Raw genomic sequence first — 20,361 nt, 5'->3', positions numbered from 1 at the left:
GCTTAGTCTCTGAGAGCCGAATCCCTCCAACAACAAAGAAAGGTGCCGCATGATCCCTAGAACCCTGTTCAGCCCCGAGCACGAATTGTTCCGCGACAGTGTGCGAACTTTCCTCGAGAAAGAGGCCGTGCCGTATCACGCGCAGTGGGAGAAGCAGGGGCACATCGATCGCGCACTGTGGAACAAGGCGGGGGAGGCGGGGATGCTTTGTTCGCACCTGCCGGAAGAGTACGGCGGGCTGGGCGCGGATTTCCTCTACAGCACCGTGGTCATTGAGGAAGTCGGGCGTCTGGGACTCACCGGCATCGGCTTTTCCCTGCACTCGGACATCGTCGCGCCGTACATCCTGCATTACGGCAGCGAGGCGTTGAAACACAAATACCTGCCGAAACTGGTCTCGGGCGAAATGGTTACGGCGATTGCCATGACCGAGCCTGGCGCCGGTTCCGACCTGCAAGGGGTGAAAACCACGGCGGTTCTGGACGGTGACGAATATGTGATCAACGGCTCGAAAACCTTTATCACCAACGGCTTTTTGGCTGATCTGGTCATCGTGGTGGCCAAGACCGACCCCAAGGCTGGGGCCAAGGGCACCAGTCTGTTTCTGGTGGAGGCGAATACGCCGGGCTTCGAGAAAGGCAAGCGCCTGGAGAAGGTCGGCATGAAAGCGCAGGACACCTCCGAATTGTTCTTCCAGGACGTGCGCGTGCCGAAGGAGAACCTTCTCGGCCAGGCGGGGGCCGGGTTTGCCTATCTGATGCAGGAGTTACCGCAAGAGCGCCTGACCGTGGCGATTGGCGGCCTGGCCTCGGCTGAAGCGGCGTTGCAATGGACGCTGGATTACACCCGTGATCGCAAGGCGTTCGGCAAGTCGATTGCCGATTTCCAGAACACCCGCTTCAAACTGGCCGAGATGGCTACCGAGATCCAGATCGGCCGGGTTTTTGTCGACCGCTGCCTGGAGTTGCATCTGCAAGGCAAACTCGATGTGCCGACGGCGGCGATGGCCAAATATTGGGGCACCGACCTGCAATGCAAAGTGCTCGACGAATGCGTGCAACTGCATGGCGGCTACGGCTTCATGTGGGAATACCCGGTGGCCCGGGCGTGGGCGGATGCGCGGGTGCAGCGGATTTATGCCGGCACCAATGAAATCATGAAAGAGATTATTGCGCGGTCGCTCTGATGATCGTTCCCACGCTCTGCGTGGGAATGCCGCCGGGGACGCTCCGCGTTCCGCTGTTGAGGTAATCCGACTGGCCCCTTCGCGAGCAGGCTCGCTCCCACAGGTACAGTGTTCCACTGTGGGAGCGAGCCTGTTCGCGAAGCTTTTGGCGGTCAGTTACGGCGCCGGATTCGGATGATCCTTGTGAATCGCCTCGATCCCGGCCAGCACTTCATCGGACAGTTTCAGATCAAAACTGGCAATGTTGCTGTCCAGTTGCTCAAGCGTCGTCGCGCCAATGATGTTGCTGGTGACGAACGGTTGCTGGGTCACGAAGGCCAGTGCCATTTGCGCCGGGTCCAGACCGTGTTCACGGGCCAATGCAACGTAACGGCTGCACGCCGCTTCGGATTGCGGGTTGAAATAGCGGCTGAAGCGGCTGTAGAGGCTCAGACGGCCTTTAGCTGGACGGGCGCCACCCTCGTACTTGCCGGAGAGGAAACCGAACGCCAGTGGCGAGTAGGCGAGCAGGCCGCACTGTTCGCGAATGGCGATCTCGGCCAAGCCGACTTCGAAGCTGCGGTTGAGCAGGTTGTACGGGTTCTGGATCGACACTGCACGCGGCCAGCCACGGGCTTCGGCCAGAGCCAGAAAGCGCATGGTGCCCCACGGCGTCTCGTTGGACAGGCCTATGTGGCGGATCTTGCCGGCCTTCACCTGTTCGTCGAGGGCTTCGAGGGTGTCTTCCAGCGGCGTCAGGTTGGCTTCGATCTTGTGCTTGTAGCCCAGCTGTCCGAAAAAGTTGGTGCTGCGTTCCGGCCAGTGCAGTTGATACAGATCGATGTAATCGGTCTGCAGGCGCTTGAGACTGCCGTCCAGCGCCTCGGTGATGTGCTGGCGGTTGTGGCGCAGGTTCTTGTCGCGGATGTAGTCGATGGTGTTGCCGGGGCCGGCGATCTTGCTGGCGAGGATCCAGTCGGCACGGTCACCGCGACTCTTGAAGTAATTGCCGATGTAGCGCTCGGTGGTGGCGTAAGTTTCGGCTTTGGGCGGCACCGGATACATTTCGGCGGTGTCGAGGAAATTGATCCCGGCTTCCTTGGCCCTTTCGATCTGGGCGAAGGCGTCAGCTTCAGTGTTTTGCTCGCCCCAGGTCATGGTGCCGAGGCAGATTGCACTCACGTTCAGGTCGGTACGGCCTAGCTGGCGATAGTCCATCGGGTGCTCCTTGGGCAAAACAATCATAAAAGCAGGTTGAAAAATTTTTCGCAATCTGCATAATTGCCGACCTCTTTCTGCAGTGGAAGTGATGCGCCGCCGCCGAAGAATCTTGCCGTTGAACGGACGCGCCGACCCGAGCCCCCGAAAGCGTCTGTATCCGGCTGCCTTTGACTTGTCAAAGTACGCACTATTCAGTAAGATCCGCCGTCTTATTTACAGGCGGCCCCTGAGGCTATAAAGAATGAAAACTTTTACTGCTAAACCGGAAACAGTAAAGCGCGACTGGTTTGTCGTCGACGCTGCTGGTCAGACCCTGGGTCGTCTGGCCACCGAAATCGCGAGCCGTCTGCGTGGCAAGCACAAGCCTGAGTACACTCCTCACGTTGACACCGGCGACTACATCGTCGTCATCAACGCCGAGCAGATCCGTGTTACCGGCGCTAAAACCACTGACAAAATGTACTACTCCCACTCCGGTTTCCCGGGCGGCATCAAGTCGATCAACTTTGAAAAGCTGATCGCCAAAGCCCCTGAGCGCGTGATCGAGACCGCGGTTAAAGGCATGCTGCCTAAAAACCCACTGGGTCGCGACATGTACCGTAAGCTGAAAGTCTATGCGGGCGCTGCACACCCTCATACTGCTCAGCAGCCCCAAGAACTGAAGATTTAACGGAATAGTTCATTATGTCGGCGACTCAAAATTACGGCACTGGCCGTCGCAAGACCGCAACCGCACGCGTTTTCCTGCGTCCGGGTACTGGTAACATCTCCATCAACAACCGTTCGCTGGATAACTTCTTCGGCCGCGAAACTGCCCGCATGGTAGTTCGTCAGCCGCTGGAGCTGACCGAGACTGTCGAGAAGTTCGACATCTACGTCACCGTGATCGGCGGTGGTGTAAGTGGTCAGGCTGGCGCAATCCGCCACGGCATCACCCGCGCTCTGATGGACTACGACGAAACCCTGCGTAGCGCTCTGCGCAAAGCTGGCTTCGTTACCCGCGACGCCCGTGAAGTTGAACGTAAGAAAGTTGGTCTGCGTAAAGCGCGTAAGCGTCCGCAGTACTCGAAGCGTTAATTCCGCTTCCACGTTCAAAAAAGAACGCCCGCCTCCTCACGGAAGCGGGCGTTTTTTTATGCGTGCGATTTATCAAAGAATTGCGTTGTGACAACTTGCCACAGCCGTAGACCCCCTATACTCCAAGGCTTGAGGGGTTGAGCCCCAGGGAATTAACCTTGTCAGAATTGGGGGTTTTCATTACCATTCGGGCAAAATTTTTATAAGTAACATTTGATTTATTTAGTAGACGCCTGATTTAACAGGCCAAAAAAGCTGATGGGAGAGGACTGAATGAGCAATGACGGCGTGAATGCAGGCCGGCGTCGCTTCCTGGTGGCAGCCACATCCGTGGTGGGTGCTGCAGGAGCGGTGGGGGCTGCGGTCCCGTTCGTGGGGTCATGGTTTCCCAGTGCCAAGGCGAAAGCTGCCGGTGCACCGGTGAAAGTGAATGTCAGCAAAATCGAGCCAGGCCAGCAGATGATTGCTGAATGGCGCGGCCAGCCGGTGTTCATTGTCCGCCGTACCGAGGAAATCCTGGGGAATCTCAAGAAGATCGAGGGTCAGCTCTCCGATCCGACCTCCAAAAACTCCACGCAACCCACTTATGTCGACCCGGAAGTACGTTCGATCAAGCCGGAAATTCTCCTGCTGATCGGGATCTGTACGCACCTGGGTTGCTCACCGACCTTCCGTCCCGAAGTGGCACCTGCGGATCTGGGCAAGGACTGGGTAGGCGGCTATTTCTGCCCGTGCCACGGTTCCCACTACGATCTGGCTGGCCGCGTCTACAAGTCGCAACCTGCGCCTTTGAACCTGCCAGTTCCCCCGCATTCCTATGAGACCGATGACCTGATTGTCATTGGCGTCGATACGGAGAAAGCGTGATGAGCAAGTTCATGGATTGGGTTGATGCGCGCTTTCCCGCGACCAAAATGTGGGAAGACCATCTCAGCAAATATTACGCACCAAAAAACTTCAACTTCTTCTATTTCTTCGGCTCGCTGGCGCTCCTGGTGCTGGTCAACCAGATCGTCACCGGCGTCTGGCTGACGATGAGCTATACGCCGTCGGCAGAAGAGGCATTTGCTTCCGTCGAATACATCATGCGCGACGTCGAGTACGGTTCGATCCTGCGTCTGCTGCACTCGACCGGCGCTTCGGCGTTTTTCATCGTCGTCTATCTGCACATGTTCCGCGGCCTGCTCTACGGCTCGTACCAGAAACCGCGCGAGCTGGTCTGGGTGTTCGGCATGCTGATCTACCTGGCGCTGATGGCCGAAGCGTTCATGGGTTACCTGCTGCCGTGGGGCCAGATGTCGTACTGGGGCGCCCAGGTGATCATCTCGCTGTTCGGTGCGATTCCGCTGATCGGCGATGACCTGACCCAGTGGATTCGTGGTGACTACCTGATCTCCGGAATCACCCTGAACCGCTTCTTCGCCTTGCACGTTGTCGCGCTGCCGATCGTGATTCTCGGTCTGGTGGTGTTGCACATTCTGGCGCTGCATGAAGTGGGCTCGAACAACCCTGACGGCGTCGATATCAAGAAGCACAAAGACGAAAACGGCATCCCGCTGGACGGCATCGCGTTCCACCCTTACTACACGGTGAAGGACATTGTCGGCGTCGTGGTGTTCCTGTTCATCTTCTGCTTCATTGTGTTCTTTTTCCCGGAAATGGGCGGCTACTTCCTCGAAAAACCAAACTTCGAGCCGGCTAACCCGTTCAAGACGCCTGAGCACATTGCCCCGGTCTGGTACTTCACTCCGTTCTACGCAATCCTGCGTGCGGTGCCGGACAAGCTCATGGGCGTTATCGCCATGGGCGCGGCGATTGCGGTGCTGTTCGTGCTGCCATGGCTGGATCGCAGTCCGGTGAGATCGATGCGCTACAAGGGCTGGATGAGCAAAATCTGGCTGGTGGTGTTCTGCATTTCTTTCGTGATTCTCGGCATCCTCGGCGTTCTTGCGCCGACGCCGGGGCGCACGTTGCTGTCGCAGGTCTGCACCTTCCTGTATTTCGCCTACTTCATTCTGATGCCGTTCTACACCCGGCTCGAGAAGACCAAACCGGTTCCGGAAAGGGTGACTGGCTGATGAAAAAGTTATTTCTTGCTCTGATTTTTGCTGCGCTGCCTTCCCTGTCCTTTGCTGCCGGGGGCCATGGTCCGGAACTGGAAAGTGTCGATATCGACGTCTCCGACAAAGCCGCCCTGCAGGATGGTGCACGGACCTTTGCCAACTATTGCATGGGGTGCCACAGCGCCAAGTTCCAGCGTTACGAGCGCGTTGCCGATGACCTCGGCATTCCGCACGAGTTGATGCTGGAGAAGCTGGTATTCACCGGTGCCAAGATTGGCGACCACATGAACATCGGCATGCAGCCGGCCGACGCCAAGATCTGGTTCGGCGCGGCGCCACCGGACCTGACTCTGGTGGCGCGGGTACGCGGCACCGACTGGCTGTACGGTTACCTGAAGTCGTTCTACGAAGACCCGGCGCGTCCATGGGGCGTGAACAACAAGGTCTTCCCGAACGTCGGCATGCCTAACGTGCTGGTCGGCCTGCAAGGTCGGCAGGTCGTCGGCTGCAAGCAGGTGCAGATCGTGGAGGAAGGCAAGAAGCAATACGATCCGCTGACCGGCACGCCGCTGACCCATGAAGCGTGTGATCAGTTGACCATCGTGCCTAAGTCCGGTGCTCTGAACGAAGAGCAGTTCGATGAGAAGGTCAAGAATCTGGTAACCTTCCTGGCTTACTCGGCTAACCCGGTTAAGCTGCAACATCAGCGCATCGGTACTTATGTCTTGCTGTACCTGGCGTTCTTCTTTGTGTTCGCCTACCTGCTCAAGCGTGAATACTGGAAAGACGTGCACTGATACGCTTCAAGCATTGCTGTTAATCGCGCGCGCCCAAGGGCGCCTCCGCTAAAGCAGGGTCTGCTCAGTCAGACCCTGCGGGAGGTGCCCTCTGGGCGCGCGCGTTTTTCCGGTTCCGACAAATTCAACAAGCGAGGAGGATCGCCATGGGCGTGACCAATCGGTTGGCCTGTTACTCCGACCCCGCCGACCACTATTCCCACCGAGTGCGCATCGTGCTTGCAGAGAAGGGTGTCAGCGCCGAAATCATTTACGTGGAAGCGGGCCGCCAGCCGCCTAAACTGATTGAGGTGAACCCTTACGGCAGTCTGCCGACGCTGGTCGATCGTGACCTGGCGTTGTGGGAGTCGACCGTGGTGATGGAGTATCTGGATGAGCGTTACCCGCATCCGCCGCTGATGCCGGTTTACCCGGTGGCGCGGGCCAACAGCCGTCTGCTGATCCACAGGATTCAGCGTGACTGGTGCGGGTTGGTGGATCTGATTCTGGATCCCAAGAGCAAAGAAGCTGCACGGGTCGTGGCGCGCAAGGAACTGCGCGAAAGCCTGACCGGCGTTTCGCCGCTGTTTGCCGACAAACCGTTCTTCCTCAGTGAGGAACAAAGTCTGGTGGATTGCTGCCTATTACCCATACTCTGGCGTTTGCCGATTCTGGGTATTGAACTGCCGCGGCCGGCCAAGCCGCTGCTTGATTATATGGAGCGTCAGTTTGCGCGTGAGGCTTTCCAGGCGAGTCTGTCTGGTGTCGAACGCGATATGCGCTAAGGCTTAAGGAGCCGCTATGAACTCCAGTCGACCTTATCTGGTCCGCGCGCTCTACGAGTGGATTGTGGATAACGATTGCACCCCGCACATGCTGGTCAACTCCGAGTACCCGGCGGTGCAGGTGCCACAGGGTTTTGCCAGTGACGGCCAGATCGTCCTGAACATCTCGCCGAGTGCCGTGCGTCATCTGCACATGGACAACGACGTGGTGACGTTCGAAGGCCGCTTCGGCGGTGTTCCGCACAGTCTCTACGTGCCGATCAGCGCGATCCTGGGCATCTACGCCCGGGAGAACGGCCAGGGCATGGTGTTTGACCTCGAGTTGCCGATGGACGACGAGGAAGACATTGATCCGGATGACGACTCGCCGCCACCGGGCAGCGAGCCGCCACGTCCGAGTGGCCGGCCAAGCTTGAAGGTTGTGAAATAAAAAAAGGCGATCCGGATGGATCGCCTTTTTTGTGCCTGCATTGGTCGTGTAGGAGCTGCCGGAGGCTGCGATCTTTTGATTTTTAAAAGCAAGATCAAAAGATCGCAGCCTCGATGCACTCGTCAGCTCCTGCACAACTCCTGCGTAATCAGGTCAGTCGATGTATTCGAACAGCTTCACGATCTTCTGCACACCGGACACACCCTGAACCAGATTGGTTGCCTGAGTGGCTTCCTGTTTGGTCAGCAGGCCCAGCAGATAGACGATGCCGTTCTCGGTCACGACTTTGATGCGCGAGCCAGGAATGCTGGCGTCGGTGAGCATCTGGGTCTTGATCTTGGTGGTCAGCCACGCGTCGTTCTGGCGCGCGAGCAGGGAGGACGGTTGCAGCACTTGCAGTTCATTGTGCACCTTCTTCACGCGCTGGACGTTGGCGGCGGCCTGTTCGGCTTTGGCCTTGAGGTCTTCGCGCGGAGTCTGGCCGGCGAGCAGGACCACGCCGTTGAAGCTGGTGATGACAATGTGCGAGTCGTTGTCCAGTGCCGGATCGGCCTTGGCGATGTTCACGCCCGCTTTGGTTTCGATCAGCGAGTCGTCGATCTTGCTGCCGAAGGTGCGCGTGCCACGGTCGTCTTCGATCGGCGCTTCACGGCTGGCATTCACCACCGAAGTGCAGCCGCTGATGCCGAGGCACAGGGTCAAGGCCAGAAGGCCAAGGCGATTAGGGGTCATTCTTCACTCCCGAACAGTTGGCTGTCGATCAGATCGCAAAGGCAATGGATCGCCAGCAAGTGGACTTCCTGAATACGTGCAGTGACGTTGGCCGGTACGCGAATCTCGACGTCCTCGGGCAACAGCAGCGACGCCATGCCGCCGCCATCGCGTCCGGTCAAAGCTACGACAATCATTTCGCGATCATGTGCGGCCTGGATCGCTTGAATAATGTTCGCCGAGTTGCCGCTGGTCGAAATCGCCAGCAATACATCGCCCGGCTGGCCGAGGGCGCGGATCTGCTTGGAGAACACTTCGTTGTAGCTGTAATCGTTGGCGATCGAGGTGATCGTCGAAGTGTCGGTGGTCAGCGCAATCGCCGGCAGGCTCGGACGCTCGCGCTCGAAGCGGTTGAGCAGCTCCGAAGAAAAATGCTGGGCATCGCCGGCCGAGCCACCGTTGCCGCACGAGAGCATTTTGCCTTCGTTGAGCAGGGCATTGACCATGATCTGGCTGGCTTGCTCGATGTGCGGTGCAAGTACGTCCATCGCCTGTTGCTTGGTGTCGATACTGGCCTGGAAAAGCTGGCGAATTCGGGATTGCATGTCCATCTGTGTGACCTTAAGTGGCGCGGCTGTTCGGCACGTGAATGTGCAGCCGGCAAAGCAAAGAGCAAAATGTGTCGGACGAAAACAGGGCAGGGTGCAGGCGATCAACTGTCGAAAGCATTCTGCAACCAGTTCAGCTGATTCGGGTGGCTGTCGATCGCCACCACATCGAAGCGGCAGGGGGAATTGGCCCAACGCGACTCGCGCTGAAGAAAATACTGTGCTGCAAAGATCAGTTTCTGCTGCTTGCGCTCGTCGATACTGGCGAGCGCGCCACCCCATTGAGTGTTTTTTCTGTAGCGAACTTCAACGAATACTACTGTATCGCCATCAAGCATGACCAGATCAAGCTCGCCGCGTTTGCATAACCAGTTCTGCGCCAGCAGGCGCAGCCCTTGTTGTTGCAGATGTTCGAGCGCCTGGCGCTCGGCATCCTTGCCGCTTTGCGAGCGTGACCTGTCGGGCATCAGTGCGGGGTGTCCGGCAGACGCTGCACCTGACCGCTGACGAACTGTGCCCACGGCAACTGGCGCACAACGCGCTGGGTCTGGGTCATGCCGAGGCTGCCCGACTGACCTTCGATGCGGCTGTCCGGCAGGGCCTTGAGTTGACCCAGGCGCGGTGCCAGGCGATAGGCATCGGCGCCCATGGCGTACAGGCGACCGAGGCTGCCATTGGCTTGCGGCCATTGCGCAGCTACTTGCTGGCGCAGCGGATCGCTGGTTTCCAGCAGCCATGGGGTTTCGCAGAAGCGAATGCCGTTCATGTCGTTGTACTGATTGACGTCGCCGCTGGCGCTGTAGACGTGGGAGGTCGCGTAGACCGGCACGTCACCGGCGTACTGGAAATTCAGGGTCGGCTTGATCTGCTGGGCCTGTTGCGGCGTGGCGGCCAAGAAGATGAATTCGATGTCCTGACGACGCGAAGGCTGCGCGGCGACATTGGTGCCGGCAACATTCTGCAGGCTCTTGGCGCGAGCTTCGCTCTGACGCAGCTGGAACATGTCGGCGATCTGCTGGGCCAGTTGCACCGGCTGATCGACACGCTCGGTGGCAACGATGCTGCCGCCATTGGCTTGCCAGTCCTGGCTGAAGGCACGCAGGACGCGATCGCCCCATTCGCCCTTCGGCACCATGATCGCGGCGCGATGCAGGCCGTCGGCACGAGCGCGACGGGAAACTTCGCGAGCTTCGTCTTCAGCAGCGAGACCGAACTGGAACAACTGCGCCGGACCTTGTTCGCCTTCGCTGTAGTTCAGCGCCAGGGTGGTGATCGGCAGTTGCGGGCGAGTGCTCAGTTGCTTGACCAGTGGTTTTTCCAGCGGGCCGACTACCAGTTGCACGCCGTCAGCCTGAGCCTTGCGATAGAACTCGTCCATCGAGGTCAGCTTCGAGCTGTCGTAGAACTCGATGGCAGGTGGGTTCTGGCCGGCCTGTTGCGCCTGATAATGCGCGGCCATGAAGCCTTCACGCAGCGCTTTGCCGACCGACGCCAACTGGCCGTCCTGTGGCAGCAGCAGGGCGATTTTGCTCAGTGGCTGGCTGGCCAGTTCCTTGAGCTTGGTCAGCGGCAGCGGCAGGTTGATCGCCGCCGGGTGCTTTGGATTCTGCGCACGCCAGTTGTCGATCGCGGCTTGTTGCTGTTCCAGCGTGCCTGCGGTTTTCACCGCTTGCGCCAGTGCCATCCAGCCGCCGAGATCGTCGGTGTTGTTCGGTTGCAATTGATCGGTTGGCAGCGAAGCGATCAGGGTCCAGATCGCTTCGTGGTTCTTGCTCGCCGCTTCGCCTTCCAGCATCGGTGCAATGAACACACGCTCACGGGCAGCGGCCAGCGTCTGGCCATCGGCTTCAAGGGCGCGGGCGTGAACGGTGCCAGTGCGCACTTGCTGCTCTTCCGGCATTTCCCCGAGCTTCTGGAAGCTAGGATGGCTCAGGGCGGTCAGCGCAGCTTTCGGCTGATTGCGCGTCATGGCCAGTTCGGCGGAAAGCGTATTGGCGAAAATCTGCTGGCCTGGCTTGAGTTGCTCCACCGGCACTTGTTGCAGGATTTGCGCGGACTGGCCGGCATTGCCTTGGCGGTAAGCCTGGTCCGCCGCGCTCAGGCGCAGCAGGGCGGCTTGTTCCGGGGTTTTAGCCTGCGCAGCCTGTTCGAGCAGTTGCTCGATGCTGGCGTCCGGAGTCCGTGGAAGTTCGCCAAGGCTGGAGGAAGGGGAGCTGGCACACGCGGCCAACAAGGCAGCGAGGCAGAGGGCAGTGAACAGCCGCAGGCAAGCGATCATGTAAGTGTTCCTGATACTCGATCAAATTAGCGTGGAATTGTACCCAAGCACTGGCCGGGGCGCGATGTTACTGGCGTGAATCGGTCAATTTAGCTGGAGTAAATGTTGCGGCAGCGCACAACCGGGCGAAAAACCGCACTCGGCCGGAGCGCATCGCAAGCCTCATGACGCGCTACAATGGCCGCTTTTACCGATCACGAGGTGTGCGCTTTGACTGCTCCAGGTCCTTTGAATTCCGCTGCTGGCTCGCTTTATGTGGTGGCGACGCCCATCGGCAACCTGGACGACATCAGCGCCCGGGCCTTGAAAATCCTCCGTGAAGTGGCCCTGATTGCAGCGGAAGACACCCGGCATTCGGCGCGCCTGATGCAGCACTTCGGCATCGGCACGCCCTTGGCCGCATGTCACGAACACAACGAACGGGATGAGGGTAGCCGCTTTATTACGCGGTTGTTGGCGGGCGACAACATCGCGCTGATCTCCGATGCCGGCACGCCGCTGATTTCCGATCCGGGTTATCACCTGGTGCGTCAGGCCCGTGCGGCCGGGATCAACGTGGTGCCGGTGCCGGGTGCCTGTGCGTTGATCGCAGCGCTGTCGGCGGCGGGCTTGCCGTCCGACCGTTTTATCTTCGAAGGCTTTCTGCCGGCCAAGTCGGTCGGACGCAAGGCGCGTCTGGAAGCGGTTAAAGAAGAGCCGCGCACATTGATTTTCTATGAAGCGCCGCATCGCATTCTCGAATGCCTGCAGGATATGGAAGCAGTGTTTGGCGGCGAGCGTCAGGCTCTGCTGGCGCGGGAAATCACCAAAACCTTCGAAACCCTTAAAGGCCTGCCGCTCAGCGAGCTGCGTGCGTTCGTCGAGTCCGACAGCAATCAGCAGCGCGGTGAGTGCGTAGTGCTGGTGGCCGGCTGGACCGCGCCGGAGTCGGAGGACGCGGTCAGCAGCGAAGCCATGCGCATCCTCGATCTGCTTCTGGAGGAAATGCCACTCAAGCGCGCCGCCGCACTGGCAGCGCAAATCACTGGCGAGCGCAAAAACGTGTTGTATCAGGTGGCGCTGGATAAACAGAAAGGCGTGTAAGCCGTCGCCCATGGCGGTATGGAGGGTTTTAGCGCTTGTTCTTCCGGCGCTCTGCCGTTAACCTTCGCGGCGGAGAGTCGATCGGACAGTCGCTGCCCTCTATGAGAATTAGGGGGGAGGAAAGTCCGGGCTCCATAGGGCGAAGTGCCAGGTAATGCCTGGGAGGCGTGAGCCTACGGAAAGTGCCACAGAAAATAACCGCCTAAGCGCGCAAGCGCCGGTAAGGGTGAAAAGGTGCGGTAAGAGCGCACCGCACGTCTGGCAACAGTTCGTGGCTAGGTAAACCCCACTTGGAGCAAGACCAAATAGGGTCCCAAGGCGTGGCCCGCGCTGGGACCGGGTAGGTTGCTAAAGATGTCCAGTGATGGCCATCGTAGACGAATGACTGTTCAAGACAGAACCCGGCTTACAGATCGACTCTCCACCTTTTTCTTTCCCTGCTTGAAACAAAGAAGACGCGGCTGTGTAATATCAGCCGGCCTGGTCTGAAATTCCGGCAGCGGCAAACGCGGTAATAGCCTTTTCCCACCCTGCTTCAATCAACAGCCGAAGCGCCTTTGTAATACCGAAAAAATCTTACTCTTAACAAACTACTTTAACTTTCGAGCGCAGCTTTCAGTGCTGCATCAAGTTATTGACCAAAACTTCACGTCAGATTCTCGTTGAACCTCCTTTTACGTCGCTAAATCTCCGTTCTGTAAGGCTTTTCCTTTAATCCGCGCCTTGACGGTGTGGTGGGCGCATTCCTATAGTGTGCGCAAGTGGCGGAAAGTGGCATGAAGTGGGTTTTTTGAGCTCAAAACGATAAAAATTGGAGAAACGCTGACGTGTTTCGCGGAGCTAACGCTATCAGTCTCGATGCAAAGGGCCGTCTCGCCATGCCGAGCCGGTACCGTGACGAGCTCGATTCGCGCAGTTCCGGCCAATTGATCGTGACCATTGATGCCGTTGATCCATGCCTGTGTGTCTATCCGCTCGATGAGTGGGAAATTATTGAAACCAAGTTGCGCGCACTCCCTTCGCTTCGCGAAGAGAACCGTCGCCTGCAACGTTTATTGATTGGTAATGCCGTCGACCTCGAACTCGATGGCAGTGGTCGTTTCCTGGTTCCGCCGCGTTTGCGCGAATACGCCAAGCTCGATAAGCGCGCGATGCTGGTCGGCCAACTGAACAAGTTCCAATTGTGGGACGAGGATGCATGGAACGCGGTATCTGCCGCTGACCTTGCTGCTATTCAACAACCGGGCGCGATGCCTGATGAACTGCGTGATTTGATCCTGTGACTATTGATAGCGGCTTTAACCACATCACCGTACTGCTTGACGAAGCCGTCGAGGCTCTCGCCGTACGTCCTGATGGCTGCTATCTGGATGGCACGTTCGGGCGCGGCGGGCACAGCCGGTTGATCCTCAGCCAGCTCGGGCCGGACGGTCGACTCATCGGATTCGACAAGGATCCTCAAGCGATTGCCACCGGGCAAACGCTAGCGGCCGAAGACGGCCGCTTTGTCGTTGTGCAGCGCAGCTTTGCCGAGCTCGGTTCGGTGGTTGCCGAGCAAGGCCTGACCGGCAAGGTCAGCGGCATTCTGCTCGACCTCGGCGTGTCGTCGCCGCAGCTCGATGACGCCGAGCGCGGCTTCAGTTTCCTCAATGACGGGCCGCTGGACATGCGCATGGACCCGTCCCGTGGCATCAGCGCTGCCGAATTCGTCAACACCGCGCCTGTGGAAGAAATCGCCCGGGTGTTCAAGGAATACGGCGAAGAACGTTTCTCCGGGCGTATGGCCCGTGCCGTTGCCGAGCGTCGTGACATCAAGCCGTTCGAGCGCACCGCCGATCTGGCCGAAGTGCTGAAAGTCGCCAACCCGGCGTGGGAAAAGGGCAAGAACCCGGCCACCCGCGCGTTCCAGGGGTTGCGCATTCACGTCAATAACGAACTCGGCGATCTGGAAGCCGGTCTCGACGCCGCGCTGGAAGCGCTGGAAGTTGGCGGCCGTCTGGTGGTGATCAGCTTCCACTCGCTGGAAGACCGCATCGTCAAACTGTTCATGCGCAAGCTGGTGAAAGGTGAGGCCGACAATTTGCCGCGCAACCTGCCGGTTCGCCACGTCGCCTTCGAACCGAAAATCAAAATCCACGGCAAAGCGCAGACGGCCTCCGACGCCGAACTCAAAGCCAACCCACGTTCCCGTAGCGCCGTCATGCGTGTCGCGGAGAAGTTGCGGTGAGCAAGCTTTTCGCCAAACCACTGCCCGGCGGCAGCTTTCTGATGCTGCTGCTGTTTATCGGCGTGCTGTTTTCGGCCATTGCCGTGTCGTACAGCGCACACTGGAACCGGCAGTTGCTCAACACCCTTTATAACGAACTCAGCGTGCGCGACAAGGCGCAGGCCGAGTGGGGCCGCTTGATTCTCGAGCAGAGCACCTGGACTGCGCACAGCCGCATCGAAGTGCTGGCCACCGAACAACTGAAGATGCACATCCCTGGCGCCGCCGACGTGAAGATGGTGGCGCCATGATGAAACTCGAAGGCGCGCTGTTCCCATGGCGCTTCCGCCTGATGGTGGCGCTACTCGGTCTGATGGTCGCGGCGATCTGCTGGCGGATCATCGACCTGCAAGTGGTCGACCGTGACTTCCTCAAAGGGCAGGGCGATGCGCGCAGCCTGCGGCATATTCCGATTCCGGCGCACCGTGGCCTGATCACCGACCGTAACGGCGAGCCTCTGGCTGTCAGTACCCCAGTGACCACGCTGTGGGCCAACGCCAAGGAAATGCAGTCGGCCAAAGAGAAGTGGCCGGCACTCGCCGCCGCGCTGGGCCAGAACCCGAAAGCCCTGAGCGAACGCCTCGAAGCCCAGGCCAACAAAGAATTCATTTATCTGGTGCGCGGGCTGACCCCCGAGCAGGGTCAGGCTGTGCTCGATCTGAAAGTGCCGGGCGTCTACGGCATCGAAGAATTCCGCCGCTTCTACCCGGCCGGTGAAGTCACCGCGCACATGGTCGGCTTTACCGACATCGACGATCACGGTCGCGAAGGCGTCGAGCTGGCCTATGACGAATGGCTGGCCGGGGTGCCGGGCAAACGACAAGTCATCAAGGATCGCCGTGGCCGGTTGATCAAGGATGTTCAAGTCACCAAGAACGCCAAGGCTGGCAAGCCCTTGGCGTTGTCGATTGACCTGCGTCTGCAATACCTGGCCAACCGCGAGCTGCGCAACGCGATCATCGAAAACGGTGCCAAGGCCGGCAGTCTGGTGATCATGGATGTGAAGACCGGCGAGATCCTGGCCATGGTCAACCAGCCGACCTACAACCCGAACAACCGTCGCAACCTGCAACCGGCGATGATGCGCAACCGCGCCATGATCGACGTGTTCGAGCCGGGTTCGACCATGAAAGCCATTTCCATGAGCGCGGCAATCGAAACCGGCCGCTGGAAACCGAGCGACACCGTCGAGGTGTATCCGGGCTCGTTGCAGATCGGCAAATACACCATTAAAGACGTGTCGAAGACCGAAGGGCCAGTGCTCGATCTGACCGGCATCCTGATCAATTCCAGTAACGTCGGCATGAGTAAAGTCGCCTTCGATATCGGCGGCGAAACCATTTTCCGTCTCGCGCAGAAAGTCGGCCTCGGTCAGGACACCGGCCTGGGCTTCCCCGGCGAACGCGTCGGCAATCTGCCCAACTACCGCGAATGGCGCAAGGCTGAAACTGCAACCTTGTCTTACGGCTATGGTATTTCCGTGACCGCGATCCAGTTGGTGCACGCGTTCTCGGCACTGGCCAACAACGGTCGTCTCGCGCCGCTGACGCTGATCAAAACCGACAAGATGCCGCAGACCACCCAAGTGCTGCCGGAAGCCGTGGCGAAAACCATGCAGGGCATGTTGCAGCAGGTAATCGAAGCGCCGCGCGGCGTGTTCCGTGCGCAGGTGCCGGCTTATCACGTCGGCGGCAAGTCGGGTACCGCGCGCAAGACCTCGGTCGGCACCAAGGGCTACGCAGAAAATTCCTACCGTTCGCTGTTCGCCGGCTTCGGCCCGATGAGCGATCCGCGTTACGCCATTGTTGTGGTGATTGATGAGCCAACCAAGGCCGGTTACTTCGGTGGTCTGGTGTCCGCGCCGGTATTCAGCCGTGTGATGTCCGGCACCCTGCGCCTGATGAACGTGACCCCGGACAACCTGCCGACCACCCAACAGGCCAACGCCACCCCGGTCGTTCCGCTGAAAGCCAATGGAGGGCGCGGCTGATGTCATTAAGTCTGAACAAGATATTTCCCCACGCCGGCCACGATCTGTTGATCCGTGAACTGGCGCTGGACAGCCGCAACGTGCGCGCCGGCGATCTGTTTCTCGCCGTGCCCGGCGGCCGTTTCGATGGCCGTGCGCATATCGCGGATGCCTTGCAACGCGGCGCAGCTGCCGTGGCGTATGAGGTCGAAGGCGCCACCGTATTGCCGATCACTGACGTGCCGCTGATCCCGGTCAAGGGTCTGGCGGCGCAACTTTCGGACATTGCCGGGCGTTTTTACGGTGAGCCGAGTCATCACCTGAACCTGATCGGCGTCACTGGCACCAACGGCAAGACCAGCGTGACCCAACTGGTCGCGCAGGCACTTGATCTGCTCGGCCAGCATTGCGGCATCGTCGGCACCCTCGGTTCCGGTTTCTACGGTGCGCTGGAAAGCGGCCTGCACACCACGCCGAATCCGATTGCCGTGCAAGCAACCCTGGGTGACCTGAAAAAGGCCGGTGCGAAAGCCGTGGCCATGGAAGTGTCGTCCCACGGTCTGGATCAGGGCCGGGTCACCGCGCTGGCCTTCGACGTGGCGGTGATGACCAACCTGTCCCGCGATCACCTGGATTATCACGGCACCATGCAGGCGTACGCCGAGGCCAAGGCCCGGCTGTTCGCCTGGAATGACCTGAAGTGCCGCGTGGTCAACCTCGACGACGATTTCGGCCGGCAACTGGCGGCGGAAAAACGCGAGTCGCGTTTGATCACCTACAGCCTGCTGGATAGCAGCGCCTACCTGTTTTGCCGCGAAGCGCAGTTCGACGATCATGGCGTGCGCGCCACGCTGGTCACGCCGCAGGGCGAGCATCACCTGCGCAGTACGCTGCTTGGTCGTTTCAACCTGAGTAACGTGCTGGCCGCAGTCGGCGCCTTGCTCGGTCTGGATTACGCCCTCGACGAAATTCTCAAAGTGCTGCCGAAGCTCGAAGGCCCGGCCGGTCGCATGCAGCGTCTGGGTGGCGGCACGCAGCCGCTGGTGGTGGTCGATTACGCCCACACCCCTGATGCACTGGAAAAAGTTCTCACAGCACTGCGCCCGCACGTCAAAGGCCAGCTCCTGTGCCTGTTCGGTTGCGGTGGCGATCGTGATCGCGGCAAACGTCCGTTGATGGCCGAAGTGGTCGAGCGTCTGGCTGACCAGGTGTTGGTCACCGACGACAACCCGCGCACCGAAGATCCTGCGGTGATTTTCGACGACATCCGCGCCGGTTTCACCGCTGTGGATAAAGTCACTTTCGTCGCCGGTCGCGGCCAGGCCATTGCGCAATTGATTGCTGGCGCAACCGCTGATGACGTCATTGTGCTGGCCGGCAAAGGTCACGAGGACTATCAGGAAATCAACGGCGTGCGCCATGCCTTTTCCGATCTGGTCGAGGCCGATCATGCCCTGACCGCGTGGGAGGTGGCCCATGCTTAAGGCCCTGACACTCAGTGAACTGACCAACGTCCTCGAAGCCCGTTTGATCGGCGCTGACGCGAGTTTCGACGGCGTCAGTATCGACAGCCGTGCGATCCAGCCCGGCCAGTTGTTCATCGCCCTGACCGGCCCGCGTTTCGACGGTCATGACTACCTGAACGACGTTGCCGGCAAAGGCGCCGTGGCGGCACTGGTCGAGCGCGAAGTCGCCGACAGCGCGTTGCCGCAATTGCTGGTCAAGGACACCCGTCAGGCCCTCGGCCAACTCGGCGCGTTGAACCGTGCTGCGTTCACCCAGCCAGTGGCGGCGGTGACCGGTTCCAGTGGCAAGACCACGGTCAAGGAAATGCTCGCGAGCATCCTGCGCACGCGCGGTCCGGTGCTGGCGACCCGTGGCAACCTGAACAACGACCTCGGCGTACCGCTGACCCTGATCGAACTGGCGCCGGAACACACCTCCGCCGTGATCGAACTGGGCGCTTCGCGTCTCGGTGAAATCGCCTACACCGTCGGCCTGACCAAGCCGCACGTAGCGATTCTGAACAACGCCGGCACCGCTCACGTCGGTGAGTTCGGCGGTCCGGAAAAAATCGTCGAAGCCAAAGGCGAAATCATCGAGGGTCTGGCCGCCGATGGCATCGCCGTGCTCAACCTCGATGACAAGGCTTTTGGTATCTGGAAGACCCGCGCGGCCGGCCGTCAGGTGCTGACCTTCGCCCTGAGCAACAGCGAGGCGAATTTCCACGCCAGCGATCTGGCCACTGATGCCCGTGGTTGCCCGGCGTTCAACCTGCACACCCCTGAAGGTAGCGAGCGCGTGCAACTGAACCTGCTCGGTACTCATAACGTCGCCAATGCCCTGGCTGCCGCCGCTGCTGCTCACGCCTTGGGCGTGTCGCTGTTCGGCATCGCCACCGGCCTCGGTGCGGTGCAACCGGTCAAGGGGCGCACCGTCGCGCAACTGGCAAAAAACGGCATGCGCGTGATCGATGACACCTACAACGCAAACCCCACCTCGATGTGCGCGGCCGTTGATATACTCGCCGGCTTTTCCGGCCGCACCGTCCTGGTGCTCGGCGATATCGGCGAGTTGGGCGACTGGGCGGAGCAGGGGCACCGCGACGTGGGCGAGTACGCCCGAGGCAAGGTTTCTGCGCTTTACGCGGTCGGGCCGAACATGGTCCACGCGGTAAACGCTTTCGGTGAGCAGGCGCAGCACTTCGGCACCCAGGCCGAGCTGATCCAGGCCCTCGCCGCCGAGCAGGACACAAACACCACCATTTTGATCAAGGGTTCGCGCAGCGCAGCGATGGAAAACATCGTTGCGGCTCTGTGCGGGTCCAGTCTGGAGAAACATTAATGCTGCTGCTGCTAGCGGAGTATCTGCAACAGTTCTACAAAGGCTTCGCGGTCTTCCAGTACCTGACCCTGCGCGGGATTCTCGGTGTGCTGACCGCGCTGGTCTTGTCGCTGTGCTATGGCCCGTGGATGATCCGTACTCTGCAGAACCGTCAGATCGGCCAATCGGTACGTAACGACGGCCCGCAATCGCACCTGTCAAAATCCGGTACGCCGACCATGGGTGGCGCGCTGATTCTGTCTTCGATCGGCGTCAGCACCTTGCTCTGGGCTGACCTGAGCAACCGCTACGTCTGGGTGGTGCTGCTGGTGACCCTGCTGTTCGGCGCCATCGGCTGGGTCGACGATTACCGCAAAGTCATCGAGAAGAACTCCCGTGGCCTGCCGAGCCGCTGGAAGTATTTCTGGCAGTCGGTGTTCGGTCTCGGCGCTGCGATCTTCCTTTATATGACTGCCGCGACGCCGGTGGAAACCACGCTGATTCTGCCGATGCTCAAGGACTACAGCATTCCGCTGGGCGCCGGTTTCATCGTGCTGACCTACTTCGTGATTGTCGGCTCGAGCAACGCAGTCAACCTGACTGACGGCCTCGACGGCCTGGCGATCATGCCAACCGTAATGGTCGGCGGTGGCCTGGGGATTTTCTGCTACCTGTCGGGTAACGTGAAATTCGCCGAATACCTGCTGATTCCTTACGTGCCGGGCGCAGGCGAATTGATCGTGTTCTGCGGTGCGCTGATCGGTGCCGGTCTCGGTTTTCTCTGGTTCAACACCTATCCGGCGCAAGTGTTCATGGGCGACGTCGGTGCCCTGGCACTCGGCGCGGCACTGGGCACCATCGCGGTGATCGTTCGTCAGGAAATCGTCCTGTTCATCATGGGCGGCGTGTTCGTGATGGAAACCCTGTCAGTGGTCATTCAGGTTGCCTCCTTTAAGCTGACCGGTCGCCGCGTGTTCCGCATGGCGCCGATTCACCACCACTTTGAACTCAAGGGCTGGCCCGAGCCGCGCGTGATCGTCCGTTTCTGGATCATCACCGTGATTCTTGTCCTGGTCGGCCTTGCCACCCTGAAGCTGAGGTAGAAC

General features: G+C 59.7%; 21 protein-coding genes and 1 other RNA gene. 17 read left to right on the top strand and 5 right to left on the bottom strand.

Annotated elements, in window-relative coordinates:
• The first annotated feature begins 49 nt into the window (after positions 1-49).
• On the top strand, positions 50-1,186 hold the full coding sequence (locus AB4N41_RS03910) for an acyl-CoA dehydrogenase family protein (RefSeq protein WP_041479969.1): 1,137 nt from the start codon (positions 50-52) through the stop codon (positions 1,184-1,186).
• 156 nt (positions 1,187-1,342) lie between these two features.
• Here the strand turns inward: AB4N41_RS03910 and AB4N41_RS03905 are convergent, their stop codons facing one another.
• A complete protein-coding gene (locus AB4N41_RS03905) occupies positions 1,343-2,383 on the bottom strand; it encodes an NADP(H)-dependent aldo-keto reductase (protein ID WP_252876882.1) in 1,041 nt (346 codons plus the stop codon).
• 244 nt (positions 2,384-2,627) lie between these two features.
• Between AB4N41_RS03905 and rplM the strand changes: the two genes are divergently transcribed.
• The 7 genes from rplM to AB4N41_RS03870 all read left to right on the top strand — a co-directional run bounded on the left by rplM (position 2,628) and on the right by AB4N41_RS03870 (position 7,517).
• Positions 2,628-3,056 (top strand): 50S ribosomal protein L13, encoded by a 429-nt coding sequence (gene rplM, locus AB4N41_RS03900; protein ID WP_003228062.1) that lies wholly within the window; start codon positions 2,628-2,630, stop codon positions 3,054-3,056.
• A gap of 14 nt (positions 3,057-3,070) precedes the next feature.
• On the top strand, positions 3,071-3,463 hold the full coding sequence (rpsI, locus tag AB4N41_RS03895) for a 30S ribosomal protein S9 (protein WP_003228056.1): 393 nt from the start codon (positions 3,071-3,073) through the stop codon (positions 3,461-3,463).
• 273 nt (positions 3,464-3,736) lie between these two features.
• Entirely contained in the window at positions 3,737-4,330 is a 594-nt protein-coding gene (gene petA, locus AB4N41_RS03890) for a ubiquinol-cytochrome c reductase iron-sulfur subunit (RefSeq protein ID WP_007917031.1), read from the top strand.
• Positions 4,330-5,541 carry a cytochrome b gene (locus AB4N41_RS03885; protein ID WP_016773261.1) on the top strand — a complete coding sequence of 404 codons (1,212 nt, stop codon included), beginning with the start codon at positions 4,330-4,332 and terminating at the stop codon, positions 5,539-5,541. Before petA ends, AB4N41_RS03885 begins: the two co-directional genes overlap by 1 nt.
• Positions 5,541-6,323 (top strand): cytochrome c1, encoded by a 783-nt coding sequence (locus AB4N41_RS03880; protein ID WP_252876881.1) that lies wholly within the window; start codon positions 5,541-5,543, stop codon positions 6,321-6,323. Before AB4N41_RS03885 ends, AB4N41_RS03880 begins: the two co-directional genes overlap by 1 nt.
• A 146-nt stretch (positions 6,324-6,469) precedes the next feature.
• Positions 6,470-7,087, top strand: coding sequence for a glutathione S-transferase N-terminal domain-containing protein (locus AB4N41_RS03875; protein ID WP_007961620.1), 618 nt, complete (start codon positions 6,470-6,472; stop codon positions 7,085-7,087).
• 16 nt (positions 7,088-7,103) lie between these two features.
• Positions 7,104-7,517, top strand: coding sequence for a ClpXP protease specificity-enhancing factor (locus AB4N41_RS03870; protein ID WP_016773263.1), 414 nt, complete (start codon positions 7,104-7,106; stop codon positions 7,515-7,517).
• Between the two features lie 153 nt (positions 7,518-7,670).
• On the opposite strand, the gene AB4N41_RS03865 is transcribed toward AB4N41_RS03870, so the two are convergent.
• From AB4N41_RS03865 to AB4N41_RS03850, 4 genes are all read right to left on the bottom strand, one after another.
• Positions 7,671-8,249, bottom strand: coding sequence for a BON domain-containing protein (locus tag AB4N41_RS03865; protein WP_024014250.1), 579 nt, complete (start codon positions 8,247-8,249; stop codon positions 7,671-7,673).
• Complete coding sequence (locus AB4N41_RS03860; RefSeq protein WP_008082788.1) at positions 8,246-8,839, bottom strand: phosphoheptose isomerase; 594 nt, start codon at positions 8,837-8,839, stop codon at positions 8,246-8,248. The genes AB4N41_RS03865 and AB4N41_RS03860 overlap by 4 nt, the downstream gene beginning before the upstream one ends.
• 101 nt (positions 8,840-8,940) lie before the next feature.
• A complete protein-coding gene (locus AB4N41_RS03855) occupies positions 8,941-9,303 on the bottom strand; it encodes a YraN family protein (RefSeq protein WP_016773265.1) in 363 nt (120 codons plus the stop codon).
• Positions 9,303-11,114, bottom strand: coding sequence for a penicillin-binding protein activator (locus AB4N41_RS03850; protein WP_252876880.1), 1,812 nt, complete (start codon positions 11,112-11,114; stop codon positions 9,303-9,305). The genes AB4N41_RS03855 and AB4N41_RS03850 overlap by 1 nt, the downstream gene beginning before the upstream one ends.
• Positions 11,115-11,291: 177 nt before the next feature.
• On the opposite strand from AB4N41_RS03850, the gene rsmI reads away from it, so the two are divergent.
• The 9 genes from rsmI (at position 11,292) to mraY (ending at position 20,358) form a co-directional block, all read left to right on the top strand.
• On the top strand, positions 11,292-12,197 hold the full coding sequence (rsmI, locus tag AB4N41_RS03845) for a 16S rRNA (cytidine(1402)-2'-O)-methyltransferase (RefSeq protein WP_252876879.1): 906 nt from the start codon (positions 11,292-11,294) through the stop codon (positions 12,195-12,197).
• Positions 12,198-12,270: 73 nt separating this feature from the next.
• Positions 12,271-12,622: RNase P RNA component class A (gene rnpB / locus AB4N41_RS03840), an RNA gene on the top strand.
• Between the two features lie 402 nt (positions 12,623-13,024).
• Positions 13,025-13,480 (top strand): division/cell wall cluster transcriptional repressor MraZ, encoded by a 456-nt coding sequence (gene mraZ, locus AB4N41_RS03835; RefSeq protein WP_007917012.1) that lies wholly within the window; start codon positions 13,025-13,027, stop codon positions 13,478-13,480.
• Positions 13,477-14,424, top strand: coding sequence for a 16S rRNA (cytosine(1402)-N(4))-methyltransferase RsmH (rsmH, locus tag AB4N41_RS03830; RefSeq protein WP_024014247.1), 948 nt, complete (start codon positions 13,477-13,479; stop codon positions 14,422-14,424). Before mraZ ends, rsmH begins: the two co-directional genes overlap by 4 nt.
• Positions 14,421-14,714, top strand: coding sequence for a cell division protein FtsL (gene ftsL / locus AB4N41_RS03825; protein ID WP_016773269.1), 294 nt, complete (start codon positions 14,421-14,423; stop codon positions 14,712-14,714). The genes rsmH and ftsL overlap by 4 nt, the downstream gene beginning before the upstream one ends.
• Entirely contained in the window at positions 14,714-16,453 is a 1,740-nt protein-coding gene (locus tag AB4N41_RS03820; RefSeq protein ID WP_174823877.1) for a peptidoglycan D,D-transpeptidase FtsI family protein, read from the top strand. Before ftsL ends, AB4N41_RS03820 begins: the two co-directional genes overlap by 1 nt.
• Positions 16,453-17,916, top strand: coding sequence for a UDP-N-acetylmuramoyl-L-alanyl-D-glutamate--2,6-diaminopimelate ligase (locus tag AB4N41_RS03815; protein WP_016773271.1), 1,464 nt, complete (start codon positions 16,453-16,455; stop codon positions 17,914-17,916). Before AB4N41_RS03820 ends, AB4N41_RS03815 begins: the two co-directional genes overlap by 1 nt.
• A complete protein-coding gene (locus tag AB4N41_RS03810; protein ID WP_056790214.1) occupies positions 17,909-19,276 on the top strand; it encodes a UDP-N-acetylmuramoyl-tripeptide--D-alanyl-D-alanine ligase in 1,368 nt (455 codons plus the stop codon). Before AB4N41_RS03815 ends, AB4N41_RS03810 begins: the two co-directional genes overlap by 8 nt.
• On the top strand, positions 19,276-20,358 hold the full coding sequence (mraY, locus tag AB4N41_RS03805; RefSeq protein ID WP_016773275.1) for a phospho-N-acetylmuramoyl-pentapeptide-transferase: 1,083 nt from the start codon (positions 19,276-19,278) through the stop codon (positions 20,356-20,358). The genes AB4N41_RS03810 and mraY overlap by 1 nt, the downstream gene beginning before the upstream one ends.
• Positions 20,359-20,361: the final 3 nt, after the last annotated feature.

The sequence above is a fragment of the Pseudomonas sp. S2_A10 genome, assembly GCF_054668465.1.
The sequence above is the reverse complement of the archived record's forward strand: the minus strand, read 5'-3'. Positions and strand labels throughout refer to the sequence as shown.

Excerpts from the sequence above, each read along its gene's own strand:
- AB4N41_RS03910 (WP_041479969.1), top strand. The coding sequence starts at position 50 with ATGATCCCTAGAACCCTGTTCAGCCCCGAGCACGAATTGTTCCGCGAC.
- AB4N41_RS03905 (WP_252876882.1), bottom strand. The coding sequence starts at position 2,383 with ATGGACTATCGCCAGCTAGGCCGTACCGACCTGAACGTGAGTGCAATC.
- rplM (WP_003228062.1), top strand. The coding sequence starts at position 2,628 with ATGAAAACTTTTACTGCTAAACCGGAAACAGTAAAGCGCGACTGGTTT.
- rpsI (WP_003228056.1), top strand. The coding sequence starts at position 3,071 with ATGTCGGCGACTCAAAATTACGGCACTGGCCGTCGCAAGACCGCAACC.
- petA (WP_007917031.1), top strand. The coding sequence starts at position 3,737 with ATGAGCAATGACGGCGTGAATGCAGGCCGGCGTCGCTTCCTGGTGGCA.
- AB4N41_RS03885 (WP_016773261.1), top strand. The coding sequence starts at position 4,330 with ATGAGCAAGTTCATGGATTGGGTTGATGCGCGCTTTCCCGCGACCAAA.
- AB4N41_RS03880 (WP_252876881.1), top strand. The coding sequence starts at position 5,541 with ATGAAAAAGTTATTTCTTGCTCTGATTTTTGCTGCGCTGCCTTCCCTG.
- AB4N41_RS03875 (WP_007961620.1), top strand. The coding sequence starts at position 6,470 with ATGGGCGTGACCAATCGGTTGGCCTGTTACTCCGACCCCGCCGACCAC.
- AB4N41_RS03870 (WP_016773263.1), top strand. The coding sequence starts at position 7,104 with ATGAACTCCAGTCGACCTTATCTGGTCCGCGCGCTCTACGAGTGGATT.
- AB4N41_RS03865 (WP_024014250.1), bottom strand. The coding sequence starts at position 8,249 with ATGACCCCTAATCGCCTTGGCCTTCTGGCCTTGACCCTGTGCCTCGGC.
- AB4N41_RS03860 (WP_008082788.1), bottom strand. The coding sequence starts at position 8,839 with ATGGACATGCAATCCCGAATTCGCCAGCTTTTCCAGGCCAGTATCGAC.
- AB4N41_RS03855 (WP_016773265.1), bottom strand. The coding sequence starts at position 9,303 with ATGCCCGACAGGTCACGCTCGCAAAGCGGCAAGGATGCCGAGCGCCAG.
- AB4N41_RS03850 (WP_252876880.1), bottom strand. The coding sequence starts at position 11,114 with ATGATCGCTTGCCTGCGGCTGTTCACTGCCCTCTGCCTCGCTGCCTTG.
- rsmI (WP_252876879.1), top strand. The coding sequence starts at position 11,292 with ATGGCCGCTTTTACCGATCACGAGGTGTGCGCTTTGACTGCTCCAGGT.
- AB4N41_RS03820 (WP_174823877.1), top strand. The coding sequence starts at position 14,714 with ATGAAACTCGAAGGCGCGCTGTTCCCATGGCGCTTCCGCCTGATGGTG.
- AB4N41_RS03815 (WP_016773271.1), top strand. The coding sequence starts at position 16,453 with ATGTCATTAAGTCTGAACAAGATATTTCCCCACGCCGGCCACGATCTG.
- AB4N41_RS03810 (WP_056790214.1), top strand. The coding sequence starts at position 17,909 with ATGCTTAAGGCCCTGACACTCAGTGAACTGACCAACGTCCTCGAAGCC.
- mraY (WP_016773275.1), top strand. The coding sequence starts at position 19,276 with ATGCTGCTGCTGCTAGCGGAGTATCTGCAACAGTTCTACAAAGGCTTC.